The 26,430-nt window shown below is 63.8% G+C and carries 23 protein-coding genes; 9 read left to right on the top strand and 14 right to left on the bottom strand.

Features of this window, described 5'->3' with window-relative positions; all coding sequences use genetic code 11:
• Positions 1 to 3 precede the first annotated feature (3 nt).
• The 5 genes from CK215_RS24260 to CK215_RS24240 form a co-directional block, all read right to left on the bottom strand.
• On the bottom strand, positions 4 to 750 hold the full coding sequence (locus CK215_RS24260) for a sugar phosphate isomerase/epimerase (protein ID WP_095832432.1): 747 nt from the start codon (positions 748 to 750) through the stop codon (positions 4 to 6).
• Positions 751 to 797: 47 nt separating this feature from the next.
• A complete protein-coding gene (locus tag CK215_RS24255; RefSeq protein WP_095832456.1) occupies positions 798 to 1,907 on the bottom strand; it encodes an ABC transporter ATP-binding protein in 1,110 nt (369 codons plus the stop codon).
• Positions 1,907 to 2,830, bottom strand: a complete 924-nt coding sequence (locus tag CK215_RS24250) for a carbohydrate ABC transporter permease (protein WP_095783605.1) — start codon at positions 2,828 to 2,830, stop codon at positions 1,907 to 1,909. The genes CK215_RS24255 and CK215_RS24250 overlap by 1 nt, the downstream gene beginning before the upstream one ends.
• A 13-nt stretch (positions 2,831 to 2,843) precedes the next feature.
• Entirely contained in the window at positions 2,844 to 3,737 is an 894-nt protein-coding gene (locus tag CK215_RS24245) for a sugar ABC transporter permease (protein ID WP_067004111.1), read from the bottom strand.
• Between the two features lie 85 nt (positions 3,738 to 3,822).
• Complete coding sequence (locus CK215_RS24240) at positions 3,823 to 5,061, bottom strand: ABC transporter substrate-binding protein (protein ID WP_067318935.1); 1,239 nt, start codon at positions 5,059 to 5,061, stop codon at positions 3,823 to 3,825.
• Positions 5,062 to 5,444: 383 nt separating this feature from the next.
• Here CK215_RS24240 and CK215_RS24235 point away from each other — a divergent pair, with 383 nt between their 5' ends.
• Positions 5,445 to 6,488 (top strand): LacI family transcriptional regulator, encoded by a 1,044-nt coding sequence (locus CK215_RS24235; RefSeq protein ID WP_095832431.1) that lies wholly within the window; start codon positions 5,445 to 5,447, stop codon positions 6,486 to 6,488.
• Between the two features lie 117 nt (positions 6,489 to 6,605).
• Here CK215_RS24235 and gndA read toward each other — a convergent pair whose 3' ends face one another.
• The 6 genes from gndA to CK215_RS24205 all read right to left on the bottom strand — a co-directional run bounded on the left by gndA (position 6,606) and on the right by CK215_RS24205 (position 12,370).
• Positions 6,606 to 8,030: an NADP-dependent phosphogluconate dehydrogenase gene (gene gndA, locus CK215_RS24230; protein WP_095832430.1), complete on the bottom strand. Its 1,425-nt coding sequence runs from the start codon at positions 8,028 to 8,030 to the stop codon at positions 6,606 to 6,608.
• 107 nt (positions 8,031 to 8,137) lie between these two features.
• Positions 8,138 to 9,772 carry a copper resistance CopC/CopD family protein gene (locus CK215_RS24225; RefSeq protein ID WP_095832429.1) on the bottom strand — a complete coding sequence of 545 codons (1,635 nt, stop codon included), beginning with the start codon at positions 9,770 to 9,772 and terminating at the stop codon, positions 8,138 to 8,140.
• A gap of 52 nt (positions 9,773 to 9,824) precedes the next feature.
• Entirely contained in the window at positions 9,825 to 10,343 is a 519-nt protein-coding gene (locus tag CK215_RS24220) for a YcnI family protein (RefSeq protein WP_095783552.1), read from the bottom strand.
• 26 nt (positions 10,344 to 10,369) lie between these two features.
• Complete coding sequence (locus tag CK215_RS24215; protein WP_095832428.1) at positions 10,370 to 10,897, bottom strand: copper chaperone PCu(A)C; 528 nt, start codon at positions 10,895 to 10,897, stop codon at positions 10,370 to 10,372.
• 94 nt (positions 10,898 to 10,991) lie between these two features.
• A complete protein-coding gene (locus CK215_RS24210) occupies positions 10,992 to 11,339 on the bottom strand; it encodes a hypothetical protein (RefSeq protein WP_095780098.1) in 348 nt (115 codons plus the stop codon).
• 128 nt (positions 11,340 to 11,467) lie between these two features.
• The gene (locus CK215_RS24205) at positions 11,468 to 12,370 is read right to left on the bottom strand and encodes a GntR family transcriptional regulator (protein WP_095780099.1); all 903 of its coding nucleotides are present in this window, start codon (positions 12,368 to 12,370) and stop codon (positions 11,468 to 11,470) included.
• Between the two features lie 250 nt (positions 12,371 to 12,620).
• Between CK215_RS24205 and CK215_RS24200 the strand changes: the two genes are divergently transcribed.
• The 6 genes from CK215_RS24200 (at position 12,621) to CK215_RS24175 (ending at position 20,112) form a co-directional block, all read left to right on the top strand.
• Positions 12,621 to 14,126, top strand: coding sequence for an altronate dehydratase family protein (locus CK215_RS24200; protein ID WP_067004128.1), 1,506 nt, complete (start codon positions 12,621 to 12,623; stop codon positions 14,124 to 14,126).
• Between the two features lie 43 nt (positions 14,127 to 14,169).
• The gene (locus CK215_RS24195; protein ID WP_095832427.1) at positions 14,170 to 15,168 is read left to right on the top strand and encodes an aldo/keto reductase; all 999 of its coding nucleotides are present in this window, start codon (positions 14,170 to 14,172) and stop codon (positions 15,166 to 15,168) included.
• 192 nt (positions 15,169 to 15,360) lie between these two features.
• On the top strand, positions 15,361 to 16,356 hold the full coding sequence (locus CK215_RS24190; RefSeq protein ID WP_067004132.1) for an ABC transporter substrate-binding protein: 996 nt from the start codon (positions 15,361 to 15,363) through the stop codon (positions 16,354 to 16,356).
• Between the two features lie 154 nt (positions 16,357 to 16,510).
• Positions 16,511 to 18,064: a sugar ABC transporter ATP-binding protein gene (locus CK215_RS24185; protein WP_067004134.1), complete on the top strand. Its 1,554-nt coding sequence runs from the start codon at positions 16,511 to 16,513 to the stop codon at positions 18,062 to 18,064.
• Positions 18,061 to 19,026, top strand: coding sequence for an ABC transporter permease (locus CK215_RS24180; protein WP_095832426.1), 966 nt, complete (start codon positions 18,061 to 18,063; stop codon positions 19,024 to 19,026). Before CK215_RS24185 ends, CK215_RS24180 begins: the two co-directional genes overlap by 4 nt.
• Positions 19,027 to 19,095: 69 nt before the next feature.
• Positions 19,096 to 20,112 carry a zinc-binding alcohol dehydrogenase family protein gene (locus tag CK215_RS24175; RefSeq protein ID WP_095832425.1) on the top strand — a complete coding sequence of 339 codons (1,017 nt, stop codon included), beginning with the start codon at positions 19,096 to 19,098 and terminating at the stop codon, positions 20,110 to 20,112.
• Between the two features lie 470 nt (positions 20,113 to 20,582).
• On the opposite strand, the gene CK215_RS24165 is transcribed toward CK215_RS24175, so the two are convergent.
• The 3 genes from CK215_RS24165 to CK215_RS24155 form a co-directional block, all read right to left on the bottom strand.
• Entirely contained in the window at positions 20,583 to 21,434 is an 852-nt protein-coding gene (locus CK215_RS24165) for a sugar phosphate isomerase/epimerase (RefSeq protein ID WP_095832424.1), read from the bottom strand.
• A gap of 83 nt (positions 21,435 to 21,517) precedes the next feature.
• Positions 21,518 to 22,705, bottom strand: coding sequence for a Gfo/Idh/MocA family oxidoreductase (locus CK215_RS24160; RefSeq protein ID WP_095832455.1), 1,188 nt, complete (start codon positions 22,703 to 22,705; stop codon positions 21,518 to 21,520).
• Positions 22,706 to 22,857: 152 nt separating this feature from the next.
• The gene (locus CK215_RS24155; RefSeq protein WP_095832454.1) at positions 22,858 to 23,913 is read right to left on the bottom strand and encodes a sugar phosphate isomerase/epimerase; all 1,056 of its coding nucleotides are present in this window, start codon (positions 23,911 to 23,913) and stop codon (positions 22,858 to 22,860) included.
• Positions 23,914 to 24,313: 400 nt separating this feature from the next.
• On the opposite strand from CK215_RS24155, the gene CK215_RS24150 reads away from it, so the two are divergent.
• The gene (locus CK215_RS24150) at positions 24,314 to 25,201 is read left to right on the top strand and encodes a sugar phosphate isomerase/epimerase (protein ID WP_095832423.1); all 888 of its coding nucleotides are present in this window, start codon (positions 24,314 to 24,316) and stop codon (positions 25,199 to 25,201) included.
• A 59-nt stretch (positions 25,202 to 25,260) separates the two neighbouring features.
• On the top strand, positions 25,261 to 26,430 hold the full coding sequence (locus CK215_RS24145) for a mandelate racemase/muconate lactonizing enzyme family protein (RefSeq protein ID WP_095832422.1): 1,170 nt from the start codon (positions 25,261 to 25,263) through the stop codon (positions 26,428 to 26,430).

The raw sequence follows: 26,430 nt of genomic DNA, 5'->3' as shown, positions 1-26,430 counted from the left end.
GTCCTAGAAATTCTTGACGGATTGGATCGAGCGACGGGCGAAGCGCTCGATGTCGTTGGGGTTGTCCTGCTCCATGACGAAGTACTTCGTCGCGCTTTTCGCGCGCAACGTCTTGATCAGGCCGGCCCAGTCGATGGTGCCGTGGCCGACATCCGACCAGCCGTCCTCGTCCAGCCCCTCCCCCGGCTTCGCCATGTCCTTGACGTGGACGGCACTGATGCGCTTGCCGTGCTTTTCGATCCAGGGCAGCGGATCGGCGCCGCCGCGCACCACCCAGGCGACGTCCATCTCCCAGCCGATGTCGGGCGCGGCGGACAGGATGTGCTCCTGCGGCAGCGAGCCATCGGCGAGCGGCTTGAACTCGAAATCATGGTTGTGCCAGGCAAAGCCGTAGCCGGCCTTCTTCGCGGTGTCGCCCACCTTGGCAAGCCGCTCGCCGAAGCCGCGCCAGCCGGCGGCGTCGCCCGGCCGCGCATCGGGCATCAGGTAGGGGCAGATGAGCAGCGAGATGCCGAGCGCATCGGCAATCCTGCGCACGCCGTCGAAATCCTTCTCCAGCGCATCGATCGAGAAATGCCCGGTCGGCATGGCGAGCCCGTTTTTGTCGAGCTCGGCGCGGAAAGCCTTGGGATCGTCATAGACGCCGCCGAAACCTTCGACTTCTTTGTAGCCCAGTTCGCCGAGCATTTTCAGCACGCCGTCCCATGGCTGGAAGTTGCGGGCACTATAAAGTTGGAATGACCAGTTCATCTGTCTGTCCGTTCTGTTTGATGGTTCCGGGAGGTTGTGGTGGGAGGTTAGAGCCTGCTGTCGGTCTCGGCGTCGAACAGCGAGGCGCGCGCCGGATCGAAGCCGATGCGGATCGCATCGCCGCTGCGCAGCGTCTTGTCGGCTTCGACGCGGAAGGAGAGGATCTGGCCGCCGAGCTTCGTCCACACCAGCGTGTCGGAGCCCATCGGATCGACAATCTCGACAGTGGACTCGGCGGTGAACGGCATGGCCCTCGCCGCTTCGCCAAAAGCGATATGCTCCGGTCGGATGCCGAACACGCAGGGTTTGGCGGCGCGCCCGCTTTCGTTGTCGAACTGATAACGGCCGAGCGGCACCGAAACACCGTCGGCCTTGAACACCAGCGCGTCGCTTGCTTCCAGGTGTCCCTTGATAAAATTCATCGCCGGCGAGCCGAGGAAGCCGGCGACGAAGCGGTTGACCGGGCGATTGTAGATCGTCTGGGGCGCATCGAGCTGCTGGATGACGCCGCCCTTCATCACCGCGATACGGTCGGCCAGCGTCATCGCCTCGATCTGGTCGTGGGTGACGTAGATCATCGTGTTCTGCAGCCTGCGGTGCAAAAGCTTGATCTCGACGCGCAATTCCGATCGCAGCTTGGCGTCGAGGTTGGAGAGCGGCTCGTCGAACAGGAAGACGTCGACGTCGCGCACCAGTGCCCGCCCGATCGCCACGCGCTGCCGCTGGCCTCCGGAAAGCGCCGACGGCTTCCTCTGCAACAGTGGTTCGACCTGCAGGATCTCCGCCGCGCGCGCGATGCGTTTGGCGATCTCGTCCTTGGGCACGCCGGCGACGCGCAGGCCGAAGGAAAGGTTCTTCTCCACCGTCATCTGCGGGTAGAGCGCGTAGGACTGGAACACCATGCCGATGCCGCGATCCTTCGGCTCCTCCCAGGTGACATTCTTGCCCTTGATGAAGATGCGGCCCTCGGAGATGTCGAGCAGGCCGGCGATGCAGTTGAGCAAGGTCGACTTGCCGCAGCCGGATGGTCCGAGCAGCACGATGAACTCGCCCTCGGCGACGTCGAGATTGAGCGTCTTCAGCACCGACATGACGCCGAAATTCAGCGACAGGTCCTGGATCGAAACGCTGGGATTGGCGATCGCTGCTGCCATCATCATCCTTTCACCGCGCCGGCGGCGATGCCGCGCACGAAGAGCTTGCCGGAAACGAAGTAGACGATGAGCGGCACAAGGCCGGTCAGGATGGTCGCGGCCATGTTGACGTTGTACTCCTTCACGCCCTGTACCGAGTTGACGATGTTGTTGAGCTGCACCGTCATCGGATAGGTGTCGGGGCGGGTGTAGACGACGCCGAACAGGAAGTCGTTCCAGATGCCTGTCACCTGCAGGATGATGGCGACGACGAAGATCGGCAGCGACATCGGCAGCATGATGCGTAGATAGATGCCCCAGAAACCTGCGCCGTCGACGCGCGCGGCGCGGAACAGTTCCTCCGGCATGGACGTGAAATAGTTGCGGAACAGCAGCGTCAGGATCGGCATGCCGAAAATCGAATGCACGATCACCAGGCCGGTCAGCGTGCCGTAGATGCCGATCTCGCGCAGGATGATGACGATCGGGTAGATCATCACCTGATAGGGAATGAAGGCGCCGACGATCAGGATGATGAAGAAGGTGTCGGCGCCCTTGAAGCGCCAGTTGGCCAAGGCATAGCCGTTGACCGAAGCGATCGCGATCGACAGCAGCACCGACGGCACGGTGATGCGCACCGAGTTCCAGAAGCCGCGCGACAGCCCGTCGCAATTGAGCCCGGTGCAGGCCTGCGACCACGCCTTGACCCACGGCTCGAAGGTGATCTCCAGCGGCGGCGAGAAGATGTTGCCGAGGCGGATTTCCGGCATGCCCTTCAGCGATGTGACGATCATCACGTAGAGCGGCAGCAGGTAATAGAGCGCCACGACGATCAGCGTGCCGTAGAGGAAGATGTTGCGGCGCGAGAGCGCGTGCCGCGGCTTCGTTCCGCTCGGCCCCGATGCATCGCGCGACGAGGCTTCGCGCCGAAGAGCGTCACTGGACATGGAGGCAGCAGCTTCAGCCATGCTTCTTGCCTCCGAATTCGAGGTAGGCCCATGGCACGATGACGATCACCACCGAGAGCAGCATCATGGTCGAGGCGGCAAAACCCTGGCCGAGATTCTGGGCGAAGAACATGTAGTCGTAGACGTATTTCGCCGGCACTTCGGAAGCGATGCCCGGACCGCCGCTGGTCTGCGCCACCACAAGGTCGTAGACCTTGACGATGCCGGCGGCGATGATCACCAAGGTGGTGATAAAGACCGGCCGCATCATCGGGATGATGATGAAGAGATAGGTCTTCCACATCGGTATGCCGTCAACCCGTGCGGCCTTCCAGATGTCCTCGTCGATGCCGCGCAGGCCGGCGAGCATCAGGCACATGATCAGTCCCGTGCCTTGCCAGAGCGCCGCGATCGAAATGCCGTAGATGACGATGCTGGAATTGTAGAGCGGATCGAAGCTGAAGCTCGTCCAGCCGAGGTCGCGCACGACGCGCTGGATGCCGAAATCGGGATTGAGCAGCCACTGCCAGACCAGCCCGGTGACGATGAAAGAAAGTGCGAAAGGATAGAGGAAGATCGTGCGAAACGTGTCCTCGAAGCGGATCTTCTGATCGAGCAATGCCGCGAGGATGAAGCCGATCACCAGCGAGAACAACAGCGAGATCACGCCGTAGATCAAAAGGTTCTCGATCGACACCAGCCAGCGCGGCGTCGCCCATAGCCGGTAATATTGGTCGAGGCCGACGAAGTTCAGCCGCGGCAAGAGCTTCGAATTGGTGAAGGAATAGAGCACCGTCCAGGCCGTGCCGCCGACGAAGACGACCAGCGCGGTCAGGATCATCGGGATTGATGCGACCTTGGCGTTGAGGTTGCGTAAAAGCTGGTTGGGGCGTTCGCTGTTGCTCATCTCGGCAGCCGGGCTGGGACAATCAGGGCATCACGCTCCCGACCCCGGATAGGCGGGGGCCGGGAGCTGGCGGGGGCGCCGTTGATCAGTCTGCCGACGCGATGATGTCGGCGAAGCGCTTCTGCGCCTCTTCGAGCGTCATGTCGGGCTTGGCGAAGAATTCGGAGAACAGATCCTCCTTCTGCTTCTGGCTGTCCTGCGACAAGAGCTGGTCCGTCCACGGGATCACCGCGCCTTTGGCGAGGATGGCGAGGCCCTTCTTCATGCAGTCGTTAGCCGTGTTGAGGTCGACGTCGCCGCGCACCGGAAGCGAGCCCTTCTTGAGATTGAAGGCGACCTGGGTCTTCGGGTCGAGCAGCGTCTCGGCCAGAACTTCCTGAGCCTTGGCCTTGTCGGCATCCTTGAGCAGCGGGAAGTAGAACGCGTCGCCGCCGGTGGCGATGACCTCGTTCAGGCCGAGACCGGGCAGGCAGGTGTAGTCTTTGCCGGCGGTCTTGCCGGCGACCTGGAACTCGCCCTGCGCCCAGTCGCCCATGATCTGGCCGCCGGCCTTGCCGGTGATGACCAGATTGGTCGCCTGGTTCCAGTCCTGCACATTGGTGTTCTTGGCCATCTTACGGGCGTCGTCGGCGGCCTTGAACACCTTGGCGATCTCGGGACCGCCTGCGAATTTGGCGTCCTTGTCCCTGTAGACCTTGAGGAAGGCGTCGGTGCCGCCGACGGCGGCAAGCAGCACGTCGAAGGCGCCGGACGCCTGCCAGGGCTGCCCGCCGACGGCGAGCGGGATGATGCCGGCTTTTTCCAGCGCCGGCGCAGCCGCCACGAATTCATTCCAGTCCTTCGGCATTGGCACGCCGGCCTTCTGGAAGGCTTCGTTCGACAGCCACAGCCACTGCCAGGAATGGATGTTGACCGGCACGCAATAGATCTTGCCGCCGATGGTGCACGAGTCGAGCAGGCTCTTCGGCCGCACGATTTCCGTCCACTTTTCCTTGGTGGCGAGATCGGTGAGGTCGCGCATCAGCCCGGCCTGGACGAGCTCCTCCGCCTGCCGGCCGTGGTTGAACTGGGTGGCGCCCATCGGATCGCCGCCGGTGATGCGGCTGATCATGATCGGCCGCGCCGTGCCGCCGGAACCGGCGATGGCGCCGTCGACCCAGTGATTGCCGGTCGCGTCGAACGCCTTGGCCAGTTCGGCCACTGCCGCCGCCTCGCCGCCCGAAGTCCACCAATGGGTGACTTCGAGATCGGTCGCGGCCGCCGGTCCGGCGAAGTTCAGCGCGGCCGTCGCGGCGAACGCGGCGGTCAGGAATTTGTATCGCATTTCGGTTCCTCCCAGAATCTGAAACGTTACAGATTTTCGATACGGCAAATGCCCAATATAGGCAACCCCTCGAATGGGACGGCATGAGATTTCTTCGGGGCACGAACAAAATCCTCTCCAAAGGGCCTGTCGGGGAGTCGCTGGTGCGGCCAATCGATACAAAAAAGCAGAGCTAAATCGAGATTTGTGTTATGATTTCAGCAGCTTTCAGCCCACCCCTGTGGCGCTGACCACAACGAGTGCGACCTGCCCGATGATCACGGGCGTTGGCATCTGTAACGTTTCAGTATATTGCACCGTGTCACGGGCTGAAGGCCGCGCAAATGGATGGGCGCGATTGCCGGCCGGCTTCGCGGCTGCTATGCGCCTGATGGGCGGGACGAATGGACAGACGAGCAACCGAGAAGGACGACGACACGTCGGCTAAGGGACGGCCGACGCTGAAGACGCTTGCCTTCATGACCGGGCTCGGCGTCACCACCGTCTCGCGCGCGCTGAAGGACGCGCCTGAGATCGGCGCCGAGACCAGGCGGCGCGTGCAGCTCGTCGCCAAGCAGATCGGCTATCGCCCGAACCGCGCCGGCGTGAGGCTGAGGACCGGCAAGACCAACGTTATCAGCCTGGTGCTCAACACCGAGCACGAGCTGATGAGCTTCGTCTCGGACATCATCTACGGCGTCACCGAGGTGATCGCCGACACGCCCTATCACCTGATCGTCACGCCCTATTCGCGCTCCCAGGACCCGCTGGATCCGGTCCGCTATCTGGTGGAGACGGGCTCGGCCGACGGCGTCATCATTTCACGCACGCAGCCCAACGACCCGCGCGCCCGCTATATGCTGGAACACGGCATCCCATTTGCCACGCATGGCCGCACCGACATGGGGCTGGTGCATCCCTATCACGACTTCGACAACTATGCTTTCGCCGGCGAGGCGGTCCGCCATCTCGCCGGCATGGGCCGGCGCCGGCTGGCTCTGGTGACGCCGCCGGTCGGCCTCACCTATTACGACCACACGGTGAACGGTTTTGCCGATGCGCTGAGCGAGGTCGGCGCCAGCGAGGTGCCGTTCAACACCGTCTCCATCGACCACACGATCGAGCAGATCAGGATGCGAACCGCGCAGCTCATGCGCCGCGAGAGCCGTCCGGACGGCATCGTCAGCAGCGCCGCCGCCGCTACGCTCGCCGTTGTTGCAGGCATCGAGGACGCCGGCCTGAAACTCGGCCGCGATGTCGACGTGGTGTCGAAACAGTCCTCGGAACTGCTGCATTTGTTCCGGCGCGAACTGCTGGTCGTGAACGAGAATTTCCGGCTCGCCGGCTCCGAGCTTGCCCGCGCCGTGCTCGGCTGGATCGGCGGCAAGGAACCTGGCTCGCTGCAATCACTGAGCAAACCGAGCGAGGTCCTGCCCTATCGGGGTTGACTGGCGCGACTTGAGAGTCAGGTCAGGCTGAGTCGGCGGCTTCCGAGAACCGGAAGCGTGCTTGAGTAGGACCGGGAGCGCAGGAAGCCGCCCTCTGCACGCTGGCCTAACCTGACTCTAGGCGGCGCCGCTTCCCCACGGCCCATGGAACGCCCCCTCCTCGCCGATGCGCTCGAAGCCGTGCGCGCCGAAGAAATCGCGCTGCGCCTGGATCAGGTTCGAGGTGCCGCGGCCCTGGCGGTAGCTGTCGAAATAGGCGAGCGCCGAGGACAGCGCCGGCACCGGTGAGCCGGCCTCGGAGGCCCTGGCCACCATGCGCCTGAGCGACGGATGGGCTTCCTTCATCATGGCGATGAAGGCCGGCGCCATCAGGAGATTGGTCGAAGCGCCGCCTGACCCAAAGGCCTCCGCCATTGTGTCCAGCATCTGCGAGCGGATGATGCAGCCGGCACGCCATATCTTGGCGATGGTCGGCATCGGCAGGTTCCAGTTGAATTCCTTTGAGGCGCCGCTCATCACACCAAAACCCTGCGCGTAAGCCGCGATCTTGCCGGCAAACAGCGCCAGCTCGAGATCCTTCAGCAGCGCCGCCTTGTCGCCGGAAATCTTCTCGACGCCTATATTGCCGTAGGCCTTTTCCGCCGCCTGCCGTTCGTCCTTGATCGACGACAGCACGCGCGCCGCGACGGCAGCCTCGATGGCCGTCGCCGGAATGCCGAGCTGCTGCGCTTCGATGACCGACCATTTGCCGGTGCCCTTCTGGCCGGCGCGATCGAGGATGACGTCGACCACCGGCTTGCCGGTCTTGGGATCGTCGGCTGCGAGAACCTTGGCGGTGATCTCGATGAGGTAGGAGTTGAGCCGACCCTGGTTCCAGCCGTCGAAGACCTTGCCGATCTCCTTCGGCTCCATGCCGAGACCGTCGCGCAGGATGCCGTAGATCTCGGCGATCATCTGCATGTCGGCATATTCGATGCCGTTGTGGATGGTTTTGACGAAATGGCCGGCGCCGTCGGTGCCGAGCCAGGCGGCGCAAGGCTCGTCCTTGAACTTGGCGGAAATCGCCGTCAGCACCCTCTCGACGCGCTTCCAGGAGTCTTCCGTGCCCCCGACCATGATCGACGGCCCGTGGCGCGCGCCCTCCTCGCCGCCCGACACGCCCATGCCGATAAAGGTCAGGCCGGAGCCCGACAGCTCGGAGAAGCGCCGCATCGTGTCGCGGAAATTGGCATTGCCGGCATCGATGACGATGTCGTTGTCGGAGAGGACGCCGCGCAGCGCCTCGATCTGCTCGTCGACCGGCTTGCCTGCCAGCACCATGATGATGATCGGACGAGGCGGCCGGATCGCTGCGGCGAGTTCCTTCAGGCTGTAGCAGGGCACGACCATGTCCCTGAGCGCCCCTGCGCTCTCGACGAAGGCGTCGGTGCGCGACGGCGTGCGGTTGAAGACGGCGATGCGGTGCCCATGCTCGGCGATGTTGAGCGCAAGGTTGGAGCCCATCGTGCCAAGGCCGATCAGGCCGATTTCGGCTTTTTCCATCGTTTCTTCCCTGCTTTCGGATTTTGTTGAGGCCGCGTTTTGGACGGATGATTGACGGGCCTTCGCGACGGCGTCAACCGCCTCGCCGAATTGTGTCGCGGTCTAGGTCAGTCGGCTCTGATATCAATTGGCGCTTCAATCTTCACCATCTCGAAATCGGAAACCAGGATGTCGAGCCGGGCGTTCCAGCGGCCGGGCAACGGGATGATGAGATCGTCGACGCGCCAGGTGCCGTCGCCGCGTTTCGTCGCCGGCCGTTTGATCGGCTCGATGCCGGAATCCGGCTTCGACAGCACCAGGGTCACCTGCTTGGCATCCATCGGACCGAAATCGCCGGTCATGATCACCATCGTGGCGGCAACCTGGCCGGCATGGCCCGGCGTGATGCTGAGATCGGCCATCGCCTGCAGGGTGTGGATGTGGATCGAGGCCGGCTGCGCTGCGGCGATCGCCAGCGCGCGTGGCGGCGGCGTGAAGCGCCAGCCGGCGGCGACGCCGAAGATGGCAAGCACGATCAGCGTCTCGATGCCGATCGAACGCACCAGCCGCCGCTGCACTTCCGTGTCGCCCGTTTCGGCCGGCGCGGTCAGCGTCCATCGGTTCACGGAGGCAAGGGTGAACAGGAACAAAAGCAGGGCCAGTTTCAGCAGCAGCAGGCGGCCATAGGCGGTGTTGATGAGCGCTGCCGGTTCGCGCACTTGGATGATCGCCAGCACGATGCCGCTTATCGCAAGCACGAAAACCACGGGCAGGATCGCGCGCGAAAACCGGCGCAAGAAGATTTTGGCCTCCGCCGGCTGATAGCGCAACGCAAGGCCGAGCGGCGCGAGCGCGCCGGTCCAGAAGGCGATGGCTGTGCCATGCAGGAAAACCAGCGGCCGCGTCAGCCATTGCGGCTCGGCGGCGCTGGCGTGGCCGCTTGCCGCAAGCGCCGTGCCCACACTGACGAGCCCGGCGAGCGCAAGCAGCTTGCCAAGAGCGCGCGGTCCGACGAGGGACAGCAAGGCAAGGCCGAGTGCAATCAGGGCGGCAAGCACCGTCCAGCCGAAGCTGGTGGCAAGCGCGGTCTCCCACACGATGGGCGCCGCAAACCGGGCGAGCGGCGCGCCGAGCGCGTCCAACCCCTGAAAGCCGAGCGAGAACGGGGCGGCGGCCAGTCCACACAGAAGAGCGCCGATAACGAAACCCTGGCCGCAGCGACAGTCTCCAGCGAGCCAGGCGAGCGCGAAGGCGCCGCCGGCGCCGAGGAACAGCCCGGCATAGAGAAGGAGCTTGCCGATCCAGATTGCCGTGCGCAGCAACAAATCGACGGCTTCGCCCGCTGCCGGCGCAGCACTCGGCGCGCCGACGGAAAACAGCTCCGAGCCGCCGACCGGATGGCCGTCCTCCGAAATCACCCGCCAGCTCAGCACATGCGTGCCGGATTTGAGCGTCTCCGGATTATCGATCTCGACGGTCTGATCGTTGAGCCGGAAGGAGGTCAGCGAAAGTTGCGTGCCGTCCGGCCGCACCAGAGTGAGCACCAGGGGCGAAACCGGCTCGCTGAAGGTCAGCGAAAACCGCGCGGGACTCTGAGACAGCACCGCACCATCGGGCGGATCGGTCGCGACCAACGCGGCATGCGCGAATGCGCGGCCGGGAAGCACCAGCAGCAGCACGAGCACGAAAGCCGCGACCAGGCCGCTGGCGACTGGCCCGATGCGCATGCCCCTCGGGCGGATTGGGAAAGTTGCTGCGTTCATGCGGTCTTTCGAGAAGGGACGGCGCGCCCGAATGGGACGCGCAGTCAAGAGATCATTTCTTCGGCAGCAATTTGATGCCCGGCGCCGGATTTTCCAGCGCATCCTCATCCTGTCCCGCCGCCGGAATCTCGATCCAGCGATCGGCGGCATCGCCGCATTCCTGGACCACCGGGAAATAGAGCATCTGGCCGGCCGGAAGATCGGCGGCGAGCGAAGCACGGAAAATGAACTCGTCATAGAAATCGTCCGGCAGGTTGCCGCCGCTCCAGTCGACTTCCTTGACGCCGGTGGTCAGCGTCTCGCCATAGAGCTGGTAGGATTTCTCGTATCGGCCTTTCTTGGTCTGCAGCGTCCAGCCGGGCTTTGGCATCGGCTTGACCGAAATGACGCCTTCCGGAATCTGCACGCGCACCGCGGTCGTCGCCTTGCCCTCGCAGCCATGCGGCACGCGCAGCACGGCCTTATAGGTCGAGCCGACGGCCGCTTCCTGAGTTTCGAGCGTGATGTGCGCAAGCGCGGCGTTTGTTCCGAGCGCCAGAACCGCGCCCACCGCCAAAAGATACTTCTTCATGAATTGTCCCTCTAATTTCGAAATGATCACTCGGCGTGATCGTCCATGCCGCCCGTCTCGCCCATGCCCTCGACGGCGAACTCGACTTTGACGCTGCCGGCCTTCTCGAAGGTCAGCGTGGCCGGGAATTTCTCGCCCTGCTTGGGCTGTCGCTTCAGGCCGATGAACATCAGGTGATAGGCACCCGGCTTCAGTGCGACCTTGCCGCCGGCCGGGATCACGAGCCCGCCGCTCACCGGCCGCATGGTCATGACGCCGTCCTTGACACTCATCTCATGCAATTCGGCCTTGTCGGAGATGTCGGAGGAAATCGACAGCAGCCGGTCGGGCGAGCCGCCCTTGTTGGTGACGGTGAAATAGCCGCCGGCCACCTTGGCGCCCGGCGGCGTTGCGCGCGACCACGGGTGCCCGACCTCCAGGTCACCGGCCTTGAATTCATGCGCCTGGGCGCCGGGAACGCATGCGAACAGGAGAAGAGCGAACACGGCAAGGCCGAGCCGTTCAAAACCGCGCGGACGAGCTTGCGCTCGCGCGGCGGGAAGAAGATTGGACATGGGTTGCTCCATGAGTATGAGATCGCGCCGTGATCCGGCCGCGAGCAGTCTGATCTTGGATGAATGCGCCCGCGAAAGGTTTCGCGGGTTTTTGTCAGACTGCGGCCGGCGGCGCGCGCGGATTGGCCGGAGAGCGGTCGCGGGCAAAATCGAGATGCCGGAAGGCCAAAGGCGGGAAAGCGACCGCGTCGAACACCAGCACCCTGGCGGGCGCGCCGGTATCCGGCGGCGGCAGATGCGCCGGCGAAACCATGCTGCAGCCAGCCAGGCAGCAGGCCGGCATGTGCTGCCGGTGCGGATCGCCGCCCGGAAGCTTGACTGCCCCGTCATGCGTGCAGATGACGTTGCCGAAGGCATCGAGCTTTGAAGGCGCGCCAAAGGCGAAGGCGCCAAGCGCCGACTGAAGCAACAGCAGCAGCGCCGCGACGAACGCGGCCGGCATGCTCCATCGTCTCAGCCGGATATCCAAATGACCTGCCTCTTTCCAGCAATTCGACTGAGCCTAGCATGGGGGCGGCGGCCGGAAAATCGTCAAAACCGTGCTGCGGCAACGCGGCGCGACGCGCCTGATCAGGCGGGCTGCACCTGCCGCCCTTCCGGAATGGAGCTCAACAGCGTCTGGCGCGCCGACTTCAGATGCTTGCGGCAGGCGGCGTCCACCTTGGCGGGATCGCGCGATTTCAGCGCCGCGATATAGGCGAGATGCTCTTGGACCGCGACCTCGTTGCGCTCGCGTTCCTGCGCCTTGTTCCATTGGTAGTGGTAGTGGAAGATCATCGCGATCACATCGTAGAAATCGACGATGAAGCGGTTGTGCGAGGCGCGGTGGATCAGCCGGTGGAAGCGCTCATCGAGCTCGGAGAATTCGTTGAAGCGCGTCGCGATCTCGCTCGCCAGTTGGCGATGTTCGATCTCCAGCCGGTCAAGATCGGCCCAGACCGCGCTTTCCTGCGGCAGCGCGACGAAGGCAGCCGCCGAACGCAGCTCGAACATCTCGCGGATCTCAGTCAGCTCAAGCGCGAAGGCGCGGGTGAAGCCCTTGAGCACCCAGTGGCTGTTGCGCCGCTTCTCGATCAAACCGAAGCGCGAGAAGCGGATCAGGAATTCGCGCACGCTGGTGGTGCCGACGCCGATCTCGCGCGCCAGCTCGAGCTCGTTGATCTGCATGCCTGCTTCCGCGCCGCCGGCGAGCAGCCGGCGCATGAAGGAGCGCTCGATGATCTCGGCCAGCGAGTCGGTCTCTTCCTCGGGGAAGAAATCTTCCGCCTTCGGCGCCCGCAGCACCGTTTTGTTGCGCTTGTTCCAGGCGATCAGCCCGGTTTCTTCCATGCGCGAAAGAATGCTGCGCACCGTGGTGCGGCTGACGCCGAGCAGCGTTCCGAGCTCGGGCTCGGACGGCAGGCTCCTGGTTTCGTCGAGCAGCCGCAGTCCGCGGTTGAAGGCGTCCTTATAGACGTTGTTGCTCTTCGACATGCCCCGTATCCCCAACGCTTGCGGCGGCCGGCCGGAAGCGCAATATGATCGGTGTTCCTAGCGCAAGCCTCCGAAATGCGGAACGAATTTCGCCGGCTTTATCTAACGGGCGGCCACGCACCCAAGGGCGCTCGGCGCGCGATGAAAAAACAATTGACGCAAAAATGTTTTTTCACGATAAAAGACATTATCTTCAAACGGGCGCATGTCAATCCGCCCATACTCCCAGGTTTACCCAGGACAGCCGCCCGTGAACGCCGCAAGCACCATTCTTCTTTCCCCCGCCGATAATGTCGCGGTCGCCAATGGCCGCATCGAGATCGGTGCGGCGCTGCCCGGCGGCGCGGTTGCGGTGGCGGCGATCGACCCAGGGCACAAGGTCGCGATCAAGCCGATCGCGGCGGGCGAAGCGGTGGTGAAATATGCGCAGGCGATCGGCCGCGCCACTCAAGCCATCGCGCCGGGCGAGCACGTCCACTCGCATAATCTGGTGTTCGAGAGCGGCCGCTTGCCTGTGGTGCCGCCGAGCGAGGCCGAGCACGCCACCGAAGCGGACCGCAAGCGCACCTTCATGGGCTATCGCCGCGCCGATGGTCGCGCCGGAACGCGCAACTTCATCGGCATCATCGCCAGCGTCAATTGCTCGTCCACCGTCTGCCATGCGATCGCCGACGAGGCCAATCGCACGCTTTTGCCGAAATATCCCGGCATCGACGGTTTCGTACCGATCGTCCACGGGCAGGGCTGCGGCATGAGCGCCACCGGCGACGGCATGATGGTGCTGCACCGCACGCTGGCCGGCTATGCCCGCCACCCGAATTTCGGCGGCGTGCTGATGGTCGGCCTGGGTTGCGAGGTCAACCAGCTCACCCTTTACGGCCAAAAGGGCGTCGCGGCGGGAAAGCGGCACTTCAACATCCAGGAGGCCGGCGGCTCGCGCAAATCCGTCGAGCGGGCAATGGGCGTGCTGGCCGAGATCGCCGAGGAAGTCGGCCAGTTGCAGCGCGAACCAATCCCGGTCAGCGAGATCGTCGTCGGCCTGCAATGCGGCGGCTCGGACGGCATGTCCGGCATCACCGCCAACCCGGCGCTGGGGGCGGCGGTCGATATCCTGGCCGGCTGCGGCGGCATCGGCATCCTGTCCGAGACGACCGAGATCTACGGCGCCGAGCATCTGCTTGCCTATCGCGCCGCCTCGCCCGAGATCGCCGCCAAGCTCGATGGCTTTGTGAAATGGTGGGAGGACCATACAGCCAAGCACGGCGCCTCGATCGACAACAATCCCTCGCCGGGCAACAAGCGCGGCGGCCTGACCACGATCCTGGAGAAGTCGCTGGGTGCTGTTGCCAAGGGCGGTCAGACGCCGCTCAACGGCGTCTTCGGTTACGCCGAGAAGGTCAGCGGCAGCGGCTTGGTGTTCATGGACACGCCCGGCTACGATCCGGTCTCGGCCACCGGCCAGGTGGCCGGCGGCGCCAATGTCATCGTCTTCACCACCGGCCGCGGCTCCTGCTTCGGCTGCCGTCCGACGCCGTCGATCAAGGTCGCCACGAACTCGACCATGTACCACCAGATGGAAGAGGACATGGACGTCAATTGCGGTGTCATCGCTTCCGGCGAGAAGACGATCGCCGGCATGGGCCGCGAGATCTTCGAGCTGATCATCGAGACGGCGTCCGGACGCAAGACCAAGAGCGAGGCGTTCGGCTACGGCGACAACGAGTTCGTGCCCTGGCATCTCGGCGCGACGCTCTAAATAGTCGAAACGACCGCCGGTCGAACGGCAAAGGGAGGCTTTGATGAACAAACGCCGGATCGGCACGACCGCGCTCGAAGTCACCGAAGTCAGCTTCGGCGGCGCCGCCATCGGCGGCCTTTATCGCGCCTGTCCGCGCGAGCCCGCAATGGAAACGCTGCAGGCGGCCTGGGACGGCGGGCTGCGTTACTTCGACACCGCGCCCTTCTACGGCTTCGGCCTGTCGGAGCGGCGCACAGGCGATTTCCTGCGTGAGAAGCCGCGCTCCTCCTATGTGCTCTCGACCAAGGTCGGTCGCCTGTTCCGGCCGGTGCCGGAGGACCAGGTTCCCGATCACTCCTATGTCGATCCGCTGCCCTTCGCGCTCGACTACGACTATTCCTATGACGGCATCATGCGCTCAGTGGATTTTTCCTACGCGCGGCTCGGCCTCAACAAGATCGACATCCTGTTCGTCCACGACATCGGCGCCTACACGCATGGCGTCGAGAAGACGAAGCTGCATTTCCGTCAGCTGATGGACGGCGGGCTGAAGGCGCTGGAGGAGCTGAAATCGTCCGGCACGATTTCCGCCTACGGCCTTGGCGTAAACGAGGTCCAGATCTGCCTCGACGTGCTTCGCCGCGCGCCGCTCGACTGCATCCTGCTCGCCAGCCGCTATTCGCTGCTTGATCGCAGCGCCGAGGCCGACCTGCTGCCGCTTTGCCGCGAGCGGCGGACCTCGCTGATCATCGGCGGCGTCTTCAACTCGGGCATATTGGCGACGGGACCGGTGCATGGCGCGCATTTCGATTATCTGCCGGCGAGCAGGGATATTCTCGACCGCGTCAGCGCAATGGAGCGCATCGCCATCGGAGGTGGCTATCCGCTGGCCGCTGCCGCGTTCCAATTCCCTCTGCACGAGCCTGTCGTTGCCTCGGTGCTGACCGGCACCGCCAAGCCCGCGAATCTGACGCGCAATCTCGAACTGCTGGATGTCAAGGTGGCGGCGGCGGAATTTGCCAAATACGATCCTTATACGATCGTCCAGCAGCTTGGCTGAGATGCGGAGGAGCCGGCAGACCGATCAGCTGCCACGCCATCACGCAAACGGCATGAGACACCGCTTGCATCGATCAGGGCAATGCACTATCAAAATCCGGCAAATGTTTTTTATTGATAAAGTTCTGTTTGGCTCGCGCCTATCCAGATGGAGCTTCCGAACCTTCACCGGGCGACCTTAGGGAGGAACCTAATGAAATTCGTAACCAGCCTTCTCAACCGCCGCGCCTTCGTGGCTTTGGCCGCCGCCTCGATGCTCGCCGGTGCGATGCATTCGGCACCCGCCTCGGCGGCCGACGTGACCATCCCGATCATCGTCAAGGACACCACTTCTTTCTACTGGCAGATCGTGCTGGCCGGCGCCCGCAAGGCCGGCAAGGATCTCGGCATCAACGTGCCGGAGCTTGGCGCCCAGGCCGAAACCGACGTCAACGGTCAGATCTCGATCCTCGAGAACGCCGTCGCCGGCAATCCGGCCGCGATCGTGATCGCGCCGACCGAGGCCAAGGCGCTCGGCAAGCCGATCGACGAGGCGGCGACCAAGGTCAAGGTCATCGGCATCGACTCCAGCGCCGAATCCAAGGCCTTCACCTCCTTCCTCACCACCGACAACGTCCAGGGCGGCCGTGTCGCCGCTGACGGTCTCGCTGCCGCGATCGGCGCCGCCAATGGCGGCAAAGTCGAGGGCAAGGTTGCGCTGATCACCGCGCTGCCCGGCGCCGGCTCGCTCGAGCAGCGTGCGCAAGGCTTCAAGGAACAGCTCAAGGCGAAATATCCCGGCCTCGAACTGGTCGCCGACAAATATGCCGACGGTCAGGCCACCACCGGCCTCAACATCGCGACCGACCTGATCACCGCCAATCCGGACCTCAAGGGCATCTTCGCATCGAACCTGATCATGGCGCAGGGCGTTGGCCAGGCGATCGCCGAGAACAACCTCGCCGGCAAGGTGGCGCTGATCGGTTTCGACAGCGACGAGAAGCTGATCAAGTTCCTCAACGACGGCGTCATCTCCGGCCTCGTCGTCCAGGATCCGTACCGGATGGGCTACGACGGCATCAAGACCGCCTTAGCCGCCTCGAAGGGCGAGAAGGTCGAGGCCAATGTCGACACCGGCGCCAATCTCGTGACCAAGGACAACATGAAGGATCCGAAGATCGACGCGCTGCTCAACCCGAAGCTCAACTGATCTTCGCGACATTCGTTTCCGGGGCTTCGCCGCCCCGGAAACATCGCCGCGGACAGTTTGGAAATCCGCCGGCTTGCTTTAGGCTCTGCCTTCTAGATGCGCGCCAGACGCATCGCTGCGTATCCAACGGTTGGATCAATCTGGGAGGATTGTCATGACGTCGACGGCGCAGGAACTGCACCCGCCCCCCACGCTGAAACCGGGCAGGACCATCCTCGAGTTGAAAGGCCTGGAAAAGCGCTATCCCGGCACACATGCGCTGAAGCCGGTGGACCTTGCCTTCAAGTCGGGCGAGATCCACGCCATCGTCGGCGAGAACGGCGCCGGCAAATCGACGCTGATAAAGCTTTTAACCGGCGTCATGCCGCGCACCTCCGGCGAAGTCGTCTGGGAAGGTAAGCCCGAGGCGCTGGCCACGCCGCACGAGGCGATGGCGCTCGGCATCAATGCCGTCCACCAGGAGGTCGTGCTTTGCCGCCACCTCACCGTCGCCGCCAACATGTTCCTCGGCGAGGAGAATTCCCGCTTCGGTCTCTTGCAGCAGCGCGCCATGGTGAAGGAAGCGCAGAAGATCATCGACGGCCTCGGCTTCGATCTGCCCGCGCATGTCATGCTGGGCGACCTCACCATCGGCCAGCAGCAGCTGATCGCCGCCGCCCGCGCCACGGTACGCGGCACAAAGTTCCTCATCTTCGACGAGCCGACCGCCTACCTCACCCGCAAGGAGGCCGACCAGCTGTTCAAGCTGATCCGCCGGCTAAAGGGCGAAGGTGTCACCATCATCTATATCAGCCACCGCATGGAGGAGGTGTTCGAGCTTGCCGATCGCGTTTCGGTGCTGCGCGACGGCACCCTCGTCGGCACCCGCAACATAGCCGAGACCAGCGAGCCGGAACTGGTCAAACTGATGATCAATCGCTCGATCGAGCAGATCTACCACAAGGAGCATTTCACGCCGGGCGCGACGATCGTCGAGACGCGGAATCTGTCCGGCAAGGGTTTCGAGAACGTCTCGGTGACTGTCCGCGCGGGCGAGATCGTCGGACTTTACGGCTTGATCGGAGCCGGCCGCAGCGAGTTCGTCACCACGCTTTACGGCCGCCACAGGAAGTCGGCCGGTCAGATCCTGTGGCAAGGCAAGGAGGTGCAAGTCAACTCCGAGCATGACGCGATAAGGCTCGGCATGGCCCTCGCCCCCGAAAGCCGCCGCGACCAAGGCCTCTGCCTCAACCTGCCGGTCGGCACGAATCTCAACCTGCCGATCTACAAGCGCATCTCGAGCAATCTTCTGATCTCAGGCTCGCGCGAGAAGGCCGAGGCCGATCGCCAGATAGCCGATCTCAGGATCAAGACGCCGACGCGCCATGCGCTGGCCTCCAGCCTGTCGGGCGGCAATCAGCAGAAGATCGTCATCGGCAAATGGCTGGCGCATGGCGCCAAGCTGTTCATCTTCGACGAGCCGACGGTCGGCGTCGATGTCGGTACCAAGGCCGAGATTTACCGGCTGTTCTCGACGCTTCTGTCCAAGGGCGCCGGCATCATCCTGATCTCGTCCTACCTGCCGGAAGTCTACGAGCTCGCCGACACGCTGCATGTGTTCCGCCGCGGCAAGCTGGTCGCCACGCATGGCTTCCGCACCGCCAGCCATGAGGACATTTTGGGCCAAGCGCTGGCCGAGAAACAAGAAAAGACGGGAGGACGAAAATGAGCACCGAGGCGATCCCCGCCGAAAAGCCGAAGCGCAACTACAACGCCCTGTTCGGGCTGACGCTGCTCGGCTTGTTGCTTTTGATGTGGATCGTGCTGGCGGTCGCCACACCCTCCTTCGCCACGACGCTCAACATCACCAATCTTTTGCGTCAGGGTTCGCTGATCGCCATCCTCGCGGTCGGCCAGACCTTCGTCATCATCACCGGCGGCATCGATCTCTCGGTCGGTGCCGTGGTCGGCTTCACCACCGTCATCGTGGCGCTTCTGATCAATGCCGGCTGGCCGATCTGGGCGGCTGTGCTCATTACCTTGCTCGCCGGCGTCGCCATCGGCCTGTTCCACGGCTTCGGCATCGTCAAGATGGGCCTGCCGCCCTTCATCATCACCCTGGCCACGATGACCTCGCTGCGCGGCATCGGTCTCTTGATGACCAACGGCAATTCGATCTCGATCAACAGCGACTCTTTCCAGGCCTTCTCGCGCGGCTCGCTGCTCGGTATCCCCTACCTGTTCTGGATGGTGATCCTGGTCGCCATACCGTCCTATGTGTTCCTGCACCACACGCGCTGGGGCCGCTATTTGTTCTCGGTCGGCTCCAATGCGGAGGCCGCGCGCCTTTCCGGCGTGAACGTGCCGCGCACCATCTTCATGGCCTATATCCTGTCCGGCCTGCTCGCGGCTTTCGTGGGTGTGCTGCTTGCCTCGCGCATCGGCATCGGCAACCCGACCCAGGGCGACACTTATGAGCTGCAGGCCATCGCCTCGTCGGTGATCGGCGGCACCTCGCTGTTCGGCGCCATCGGCTCGGTGCATGGACCGCTGATCGGGTCCTTCATTCTTTCAACGATCAACAACGGCGCCAACCTGCTCAACGTCAACACCTTCTGGCAGCGCGTCATCACCGGCCTGCTGATCATCGTCATCGTCTACTTCGACGGCCTGCGCCGTCGCGGCAAATAATCGTTCCTGAAATGACGCGCCGGCCCCGATCGAGCGGGGCCGACGTCCCTTCTAACACTGGATCAGCGCATGAAAGCCGTCGTCTGCCGCTCGCCTGGCGACCTTGTTCTCGAAGACCGCGCCGAACCCGGCGCGCCGCCGCCCGGCTGGGCGCGCATCGCAGTCAGCCATGTCGGCATCTGCGGCACCGACTATCACATCTTCGAAGGCAAGCACCCGTTCCTCGCCTATCCGCGCATCATGGGCCACGAGGTCTCGGGCACGGTCGTCGAGCGAGGTGAAGGCGTCGAGCTTGCCATCGGCGAGCCGGTGATCATCAACCCCTATCTCGCCTGCGGCAAATGCGTTGCCTGCCGGCACGGCAAGCCGAACTGCTGCGTGCAGATCGAGGTGCTTGGCGTCCATCGCGACGGCGCCATGTGCGACGAGATCCTGGTGCCGGCGCAAAACCTTTATCCAGCAAATGGCCTATCGCTGGCCGATGCCGCCGCCGTCGAATTCCTGGCCATCGGCGCACACGCCGTGCGGCGCTCGCTGAGTGCGCCCGGCCAGCGCACGCTGGTCATCGGCGCCGGTCCGATCGGCCTTGGCACGGCACTGTTCGCCCGCATCGCCGGCCTCGATGTCAGCCTGCTCGACATGAGCACCGAACGGCTCGATTTCGCCGAAAGCGAGCTCGGCTTTGCCGCACTCGACGGCTCGAAAGCGCCGGCTGCCGATCTGGTGCGGCAGGCGTCCCGCGGCGAAGGCTTCGACCTTGTGTTCGACGCCACCGGCAACACGCAGTCGGTTCAGTCCGCCTTCACCCATGTCGCGCATGGCGGAGCGCTGGTGCTGGTCAGCGTCGTCAAGGACGACATCACCTTCTCCGATCCCGAGTTTCACAAGCGCGAGATGACGCTGGTCGGCAGCCGCAATGCGCTCAGAGCAGACTTCGACCATGTCGCCGCCTCGATCCGCAACGGCGCCGTGCCGCTGGAGAAACTCGTCACCCACCGCACGACCCTTGCCGATACGCCGCGCGATCTAGCGCGCTGGGCGCACGAAAAATCCGGGTTGATCAAAGCGGTTATCGAGGTCGGATAGGGAGGCCCGACCCGCCCGTGGATGACGACCTCAGGGGTTGTCGCCCTTGATGACGACGTCGAAGGCTAGTCGGAGGCGACTGGCGTCCATGAGCGGTTGTTGCGCCATGCGCTGGCCAAGTCCGGCGTGCCGTTCTCGCCGCACAACCCGGCACACACCCACCACTATGCGAAGTCGACAAGACGGCGCGCCAAGACCGATCGTCTCGATGCCGCACAAACCTCGCAGCCCGCTCAGGGTCCAAGAACTGGCCATCATCGCCGTTGCAAGGAAGCTCCTGGTCGTCCTCAATGCCATCATTCGAGACAAAACAGCCTTCGCATGAACACAGTAATTCCGTTCCCTAAGCCGTAGAATGCAGCCGGTGCAGAATTGCATCGTGGCGGAGCGTCGACGTCACGGAATGGATCCTCGGGTCTCGGCGTCCGCTTCGCTCCCGCTCCGCCCGTGGATGACGAATGGAGAGGGCGTTAAGCGGCAGCCTTCCACCCATCCCTGATATGCCTGTACCCTTCGCGATACACCGCCTCAGGGCTTTCGGCAAAATCCCGCCACACCTTGGTCGCAGCCGCCAGATCCTTCAGTGACCGGCCGAAGGACTCGATGGTCAGCCAATCGTCATAGGCGCTCTTGCGGATCGCCGCGAAAGTTTCCTTCCACGGGATGTTGCCGCGCCCCGGCACGCCGCGGTCGTTTTCGGAAATATGGATGTGGACGATGTTCCGACGATTGCGCGTATAGGCGCCGATCGGGTCGGCCTCCTCGATATTGGCGTGAAAAGTGTCGTACATCGCCTTGATGTGCGGCCGGTCGATCGCGTCGACATGCTCGGACAGGTCGTCCATCGTGTTGACCAGATAGCACTCGAAGCGGTTCAGCGCCTCAAGCCCGATGGTGACGCCCCTCTTGCCGGCATGATCGCCAATGGCCCGCTGCGAGGTGACCGAGCGCTTCCTCTCGGCCGCCGTCGGCCCGCTGCCGGAAAAGGCGCCAAGCGTAGAATGCAGCGGCCCGCTCAGCCTGTCAGCGCCGAGCGCGGCGCTGCAGTCGATCGCCCATTTCATGTAGTTGATGCCTGCCTTGCGCGTCGCGGCATCGGGCGAGATCAGGTTCATCGCCGGATCGCCCATGGCCGAGACCGCGGTGCGCTCCAGTCCGATGCGATCGAGCATCTCGCCGAGCCTCTGGTAGTCATCCGGTTCGCCCGCGAAGACCGGTATCTCGACGCCGTCGAAGCCGGTTGCCTTGATGTCCTTCAGCAGCGCCTCGTGCTTTTTCGAGACGCTCGTCGTCCACAAGAACATGCACATGCCGATTTTCATCGACACCCCTCCTCTGCGGCCAACCACTTGCGCTAGCAGGCCGCACTCCCCTCATCCGGCCCGCGCCGTCGCCGAGCCCGCCTCTATAGCCTCGTCCACGCCCCGTTCTTCTTCGACGACTTCACGCACGCCTCGATGAAGGCCATGCCTTCGACGCCGTCCGCGATCGTCGGGAAAGCGACATCCTTGGCAAGCTTGCCGCCTTTCTTGCGCGCCGCGCGGATGGCGCGGGCCGCCTCCTGGTAGATATTGGCGAAGCCTTCGAGATAGCCCTCCGGATGGCCGGAGGGCACGCGGCTGACGCGCGCCGCTACCGGCATCGCGCCGGCGCCGGCGCGGGTCAGCAACTGCTTCGGCTGGCCGAAGGGCGTGTACCAGAGATAGTTCGGGTCGGCCTGCACCCATTCGAGCCCGCCCTTCGAGCCGTAGATGCGCAGCTTCAGCCCGTTCTCGTGGCCGGGCGCCACCTGGCTCGCCCAGATCATGCCCTTGGCCGGATGCTTGTTGCCGACCGGCTTGAAGCGCAACAGCACATTGACGTTGTCGTCGAGCTGGCGTCCCGGCACGAAAGCGTCGAGGTCGGCCGAAAGGGAATCCAGCTCGAGCCCCGAGACGAAGCGGGCGAGGTTATAGGCGTGCGTGCCAATGTCGCCGAGCGCGCCGCCGGCGCCGGCCTGCTTGGGGTCGGAGCGCCATGAGGCCTGCTTCTGACCGGTCGCGGCTAGGTCTTCGGTCAGCCAGTCCTGCGGATATTCCGACTGCACGATGCGGATGTCGCCGAGCATGCCCTTGGCCACCATCTCGCGCGCCTGCCGCACCATCGGATAGGCTGTGTAGTTGTGGGTGAGCACGAACACCTTTCCAGCCTTCTCGACCAGTGCGGCAAGCTTCTTCGCCTCGGCGAGCGAGGTCGCGAGCGGCTTGTCGCAGATGACGTGGATACCCGCCTCCAGGAAGGCTTTGGCCGCCGGCACATGCACATTGTTGGGCGTGACGATCGCCACTGCCTCGATGCCGTCCGGGCGTTTGGCTTCGGCCTTGGCCATCTCGGCATAGGAGCCGTAGCTGCGTGACGGATCGAGCCCGAGTTCTTCGGCCGAGGCCTTCGCGCGCGCCGGGTCCGACGACAGCGCGCCGGCCACCAGCACGAAGTCGCTGTCCATGCGCGCCGCAATCCGGTGCACCGCGCCGATGAAAGCGCCCTGCCCGCCGCCGACCATGCCGTAGCGGATCGGGCCGCCTCCCGTTTCCGATTTCGATGCGCCGACCATGCTTTCGTTCTCCCTCATGTTGGTTAGCTCCCCCTTGAGGGGAGGTCGATCCGCACAGCGGATCGGGTGGGGTCGCCGGGCGTGGATCTCGGCATAAACCGACCCAGCCCGGCCCTTTGGGCCACTCTCCCCTCGAGGGGAGGATAAAGGTGCTAAATCCCCATCATCGCGCGCAGCAGCTTCTTGTCGCTGGTGCCGCCGGCGAAATCATCAAAGGCCCTTTCGGTGACCCGGATGATATGATGCTGGATGAAGGGTGCGCCTTCGGCCGCGCCGTCCTCGGGATGCTTGAGGCAGCATTCCCATTCCAGCACCGCCCAGGAATCGTAGTTGTACTGGGTGAGCTTGGAGAAAATGCCGCTGAAATCGACCTGCCCGTCGCCGAGTGAACGGAAACGCCCGGCACGGTTCACCCAGCCCTGATAGCCCGAATAGACGCCTTGCCGCCCCGTCGGGTTGAACTCGGCATCCTTGACGTGGAAGGCCTTGATCCGCTCGTGGTAGATGTCGATGAACTCGAGATAGTCGAGCTGCTGCAACAAAAAGTGCGACGGGTCGTAATTGATGTTGCAGCGCTTGTGGCCGCCTACCGCGTCGAGGAACATCTCGAAGGTCGCGCCGTCGAATACGTCCTCGCCTGGATGGATCTCGTAGCCGATATCGACGCCGTTCTCATCATAGACGTCGAGGATCGGCTTCCAGCGCTTGCCCAGCTCGGCAAACGCCTCCTCGATCAGCCCAGGCGGCCGCTGCGGCCACGGATAGAGGTATGGGAAAGCGAGCGCGCCGCTGAAGCTCACCGACGCCTTGAGGCCGAGATTCTTCGATGCCTTGGCGCCGAATTCCATCTGCTCGACCGCCCATTTCTGCCGAGCCTTCGGATTGTTGTGCACCTCTGGCGGCGCAAACCCGTCGAACTGCGCGTCGTAAGCTGGATGCACCGCCACCAATTGCCCCTGCAGGTGCGTCGACAGCTCGGTAATCTCGACGCCGGCTTCAGTGCAGATGCCCTTCACCTCGTCGCAATAGGTTTTCGACGACGCCGCCTTTTTCAGGTCGAACAGGCGTCCGTCCCAGGTCGGGATCTGTACGCCTTTGTAGCCGAGCCCGGCCGCCCATTTGGTGATCGAGGCCAGCGAATTGAACGGCGCGGCGTCGCCCGCGAACTGCGCCAGAAACAGGCCGGGCCCCTTCATCGTCGTCGGCATCGGCATCCTCCCTCTCTCGTTTTCATGGACCAAGCATAGCGCCGATTGAAGCGAGGGCCAGCCTCTTCGACCGTTCGTCTCGGCGCCGACAAGCAGCGGCATTCTGGTATTACCAAATACGGCTGTTTGGTCAAGCGGCCAGAAACAGTTGGAATGCGAGCCGCACGATTGCCGAAAGGCATCTTAATCTATTCAAATCAAAGCATTGACTGATAAGTTGAGCCCAATAGGCGGTCTCCTTGCCGTTACTGTGAATTTGCTGTAGAGCTTCTGTCAGGCCCAATTGGTCGAACCAGTTTCGAGAAAAAACACTGGAACGCCGTGGGGAGGAGATCATGCGACGGGCTCGGTGGAGAACGCCGCGAAAAACGTGACAGGCGAATTCTGGGAAGGATAGACCATGCACCTTTCGACGCACAACTGGATGCGGGCGGAGCCGCTGGAGGTGACGCTGAAGCGCATCAAGAAGTTCGGCTATGAGTCGATCGAGATTTCCGGCGAGCCCGAGCAGTACAAGACCAAGGAAACGCGCGCGCTCCTGAAGGAGCACGGCATACGTTGCTGGGGTTCGGTGACGCTGATGCTGGGCGAACGCAACCTTGCCGCCAAGAACCAGGGCCAGCGCGAGCGATCGGTACAATATGTCAAGGACGTGCTGACCATGGTGAGCGAGCTTGACGGCGAGATCATCACGCTGGTTCCCGCCACCGTCGGCAGGGTGGTGCCCGACGGCACCGAGGCGGAAGAGTGGGGCTGGGTGGTGGACGCCACGCGCGAATGCTTCGCGCATGCCAAGAAGGTCGGCGTCAAGATCGCCGTCGAGCCGCTCAACCGTTTCGAGACCTACCTCTTCAATCGTGGTGCCCAGGCGCTCGCGCTCGCGGATGCGGTGAGCCCGGAATGCGGCGTCTGCCTCGACGCATACCACATCCATATGGAGGAATTTAACGTCTATGACGCCATCCGCCAGGTCGGCAAGCGCCTCTACGACTTCCATGTCGCCGACAACAACCGCTTTGCCGCGGGTCTCGGCCAGATCGACTGGCCGAAGATCGTCGGCACGCTGAAGGAGATCGGCTATGACGGCGCGCTGACCAACGAGTTCGTCGCGCCGGTCGACCGCACGCCGGCCGCCCCTTATCCGGAGATGGTGGAGCGCAACCCGGTCGACATCTCGCCCGAGCAGCTCAAATTCATCCAGGATCACGGCTCCAGCGTGCTCACCGAGAAGTTCTACACCGATCAGATGCGCATCACCGCCGAAACGCTGCTGCCGCTGATCAAGTAGAGGGTCCGATTGGAGCTTAGCCCTACCGTCCTGGCCGGGCGGCGGGTCCGGGGATCAAGATGCGTATAAAAAGCGTCCAGGCCTGGTGGGTTCGCATACCGATCGAAGTCGCAAAGCAGCATCGCAGCGACTTCGGTCAGGTGACGACGTTCGACGCCGCCATCCTGCGCGTCGAGACCGACGACGGCCTGGTCGGCTGGGGCGAGGGCAAGAACGCCGCCGGCAGCGCCGGCAGCTATGGCGCGCTGGTCCACATGCTGAACCACGAAATTGCGCCGCAGCTCATCGGCCGTGATCCGGCCGATATCGGCATCATCTGGGAGATGCTCTACAACGGCGTGCGACACCACACGGCGGCCCATGCCGGCCATGCCATGCCCCAGCTGGCGCGGCGCGGCATGAGCGTGGCGGCGATCAGCGCCGTCGACATCGCGCTTTGGGACATCCTCGGCAAGTCGCTGGGGCAGCCGGTCTGGCGGCTGCTCGGCGGCCGCAAGGTCGAGCGCATGCAGGCCTATGCCTCGGGCGGCTGGGCGCCAGCCGATACCATCGGCGACCAGCTCAAATCCTATATCGCCAAAGGCGGCTTCAAGGCGCTGAAGATGCGCATCGGCGCCATGGACGGCACGCCGCATATCTCGGCCGCGCGCGTCCGCGCCGCCAGGGAAGCGATCGGTCCCGATGTCGAACTTATGGTGGACGCGCACGGCACCTACACCGTCGCCGAGGCCAAGCGCTTCATCAGCCTCACCGCCGATCTCGATCTGGCCTGGTTCGAGGAGCCGGTGATCGCCGACGACAAGTCCGGTATGGCCGAGGTGCGCGCGTCCGGTTCGACCCCGATCGCCACCGGCGAGAGCGAGGCGACGCGCTACGCCTTCCGCGACCTGGCCGTGTTGAAATCGGCCGACATCTTCCAGCCTGATCCCGCCTTCTGCGGCGGCATCAGCGAGGCGATGAAGATCGGCACCATCGCCAGCGCCTTTAACCTGCGCTTCGCGCCGCATCTGTGGGCCGGCGCGCCCTGCTTCTTCGCCGGACTGCATGTCTGCGCGGCTTCCCCCGCGACCTTCATCGTCGAGTATTCGCTGGGCGCCAATCCGATGATCCACGATCTCGTCGAGGAGACTGTCGAAGCAAAGGACGGTATGATAGCGATCCCTGAAAAGCCCGGATTGGGTTTCACCGTTTCGGAGCGATTCCTGGAGGCCCACGCGCTACGCATTTGA

This window comes from Mesorhizobium sp. WSM3864, from assembly GCF_002294955.1.
Taxonomy (GTDB): Bacteria; Pseudomonadota; Alphaproteobacteria; order Rhizobiales; family Rhizobiaceae; genus Mesorhizobium.
The sequence above is the reverse complement of the archived record's forward strand: the minus strand, read 5'-3'. Positions and strand labels throughout refer to the sequence as shown.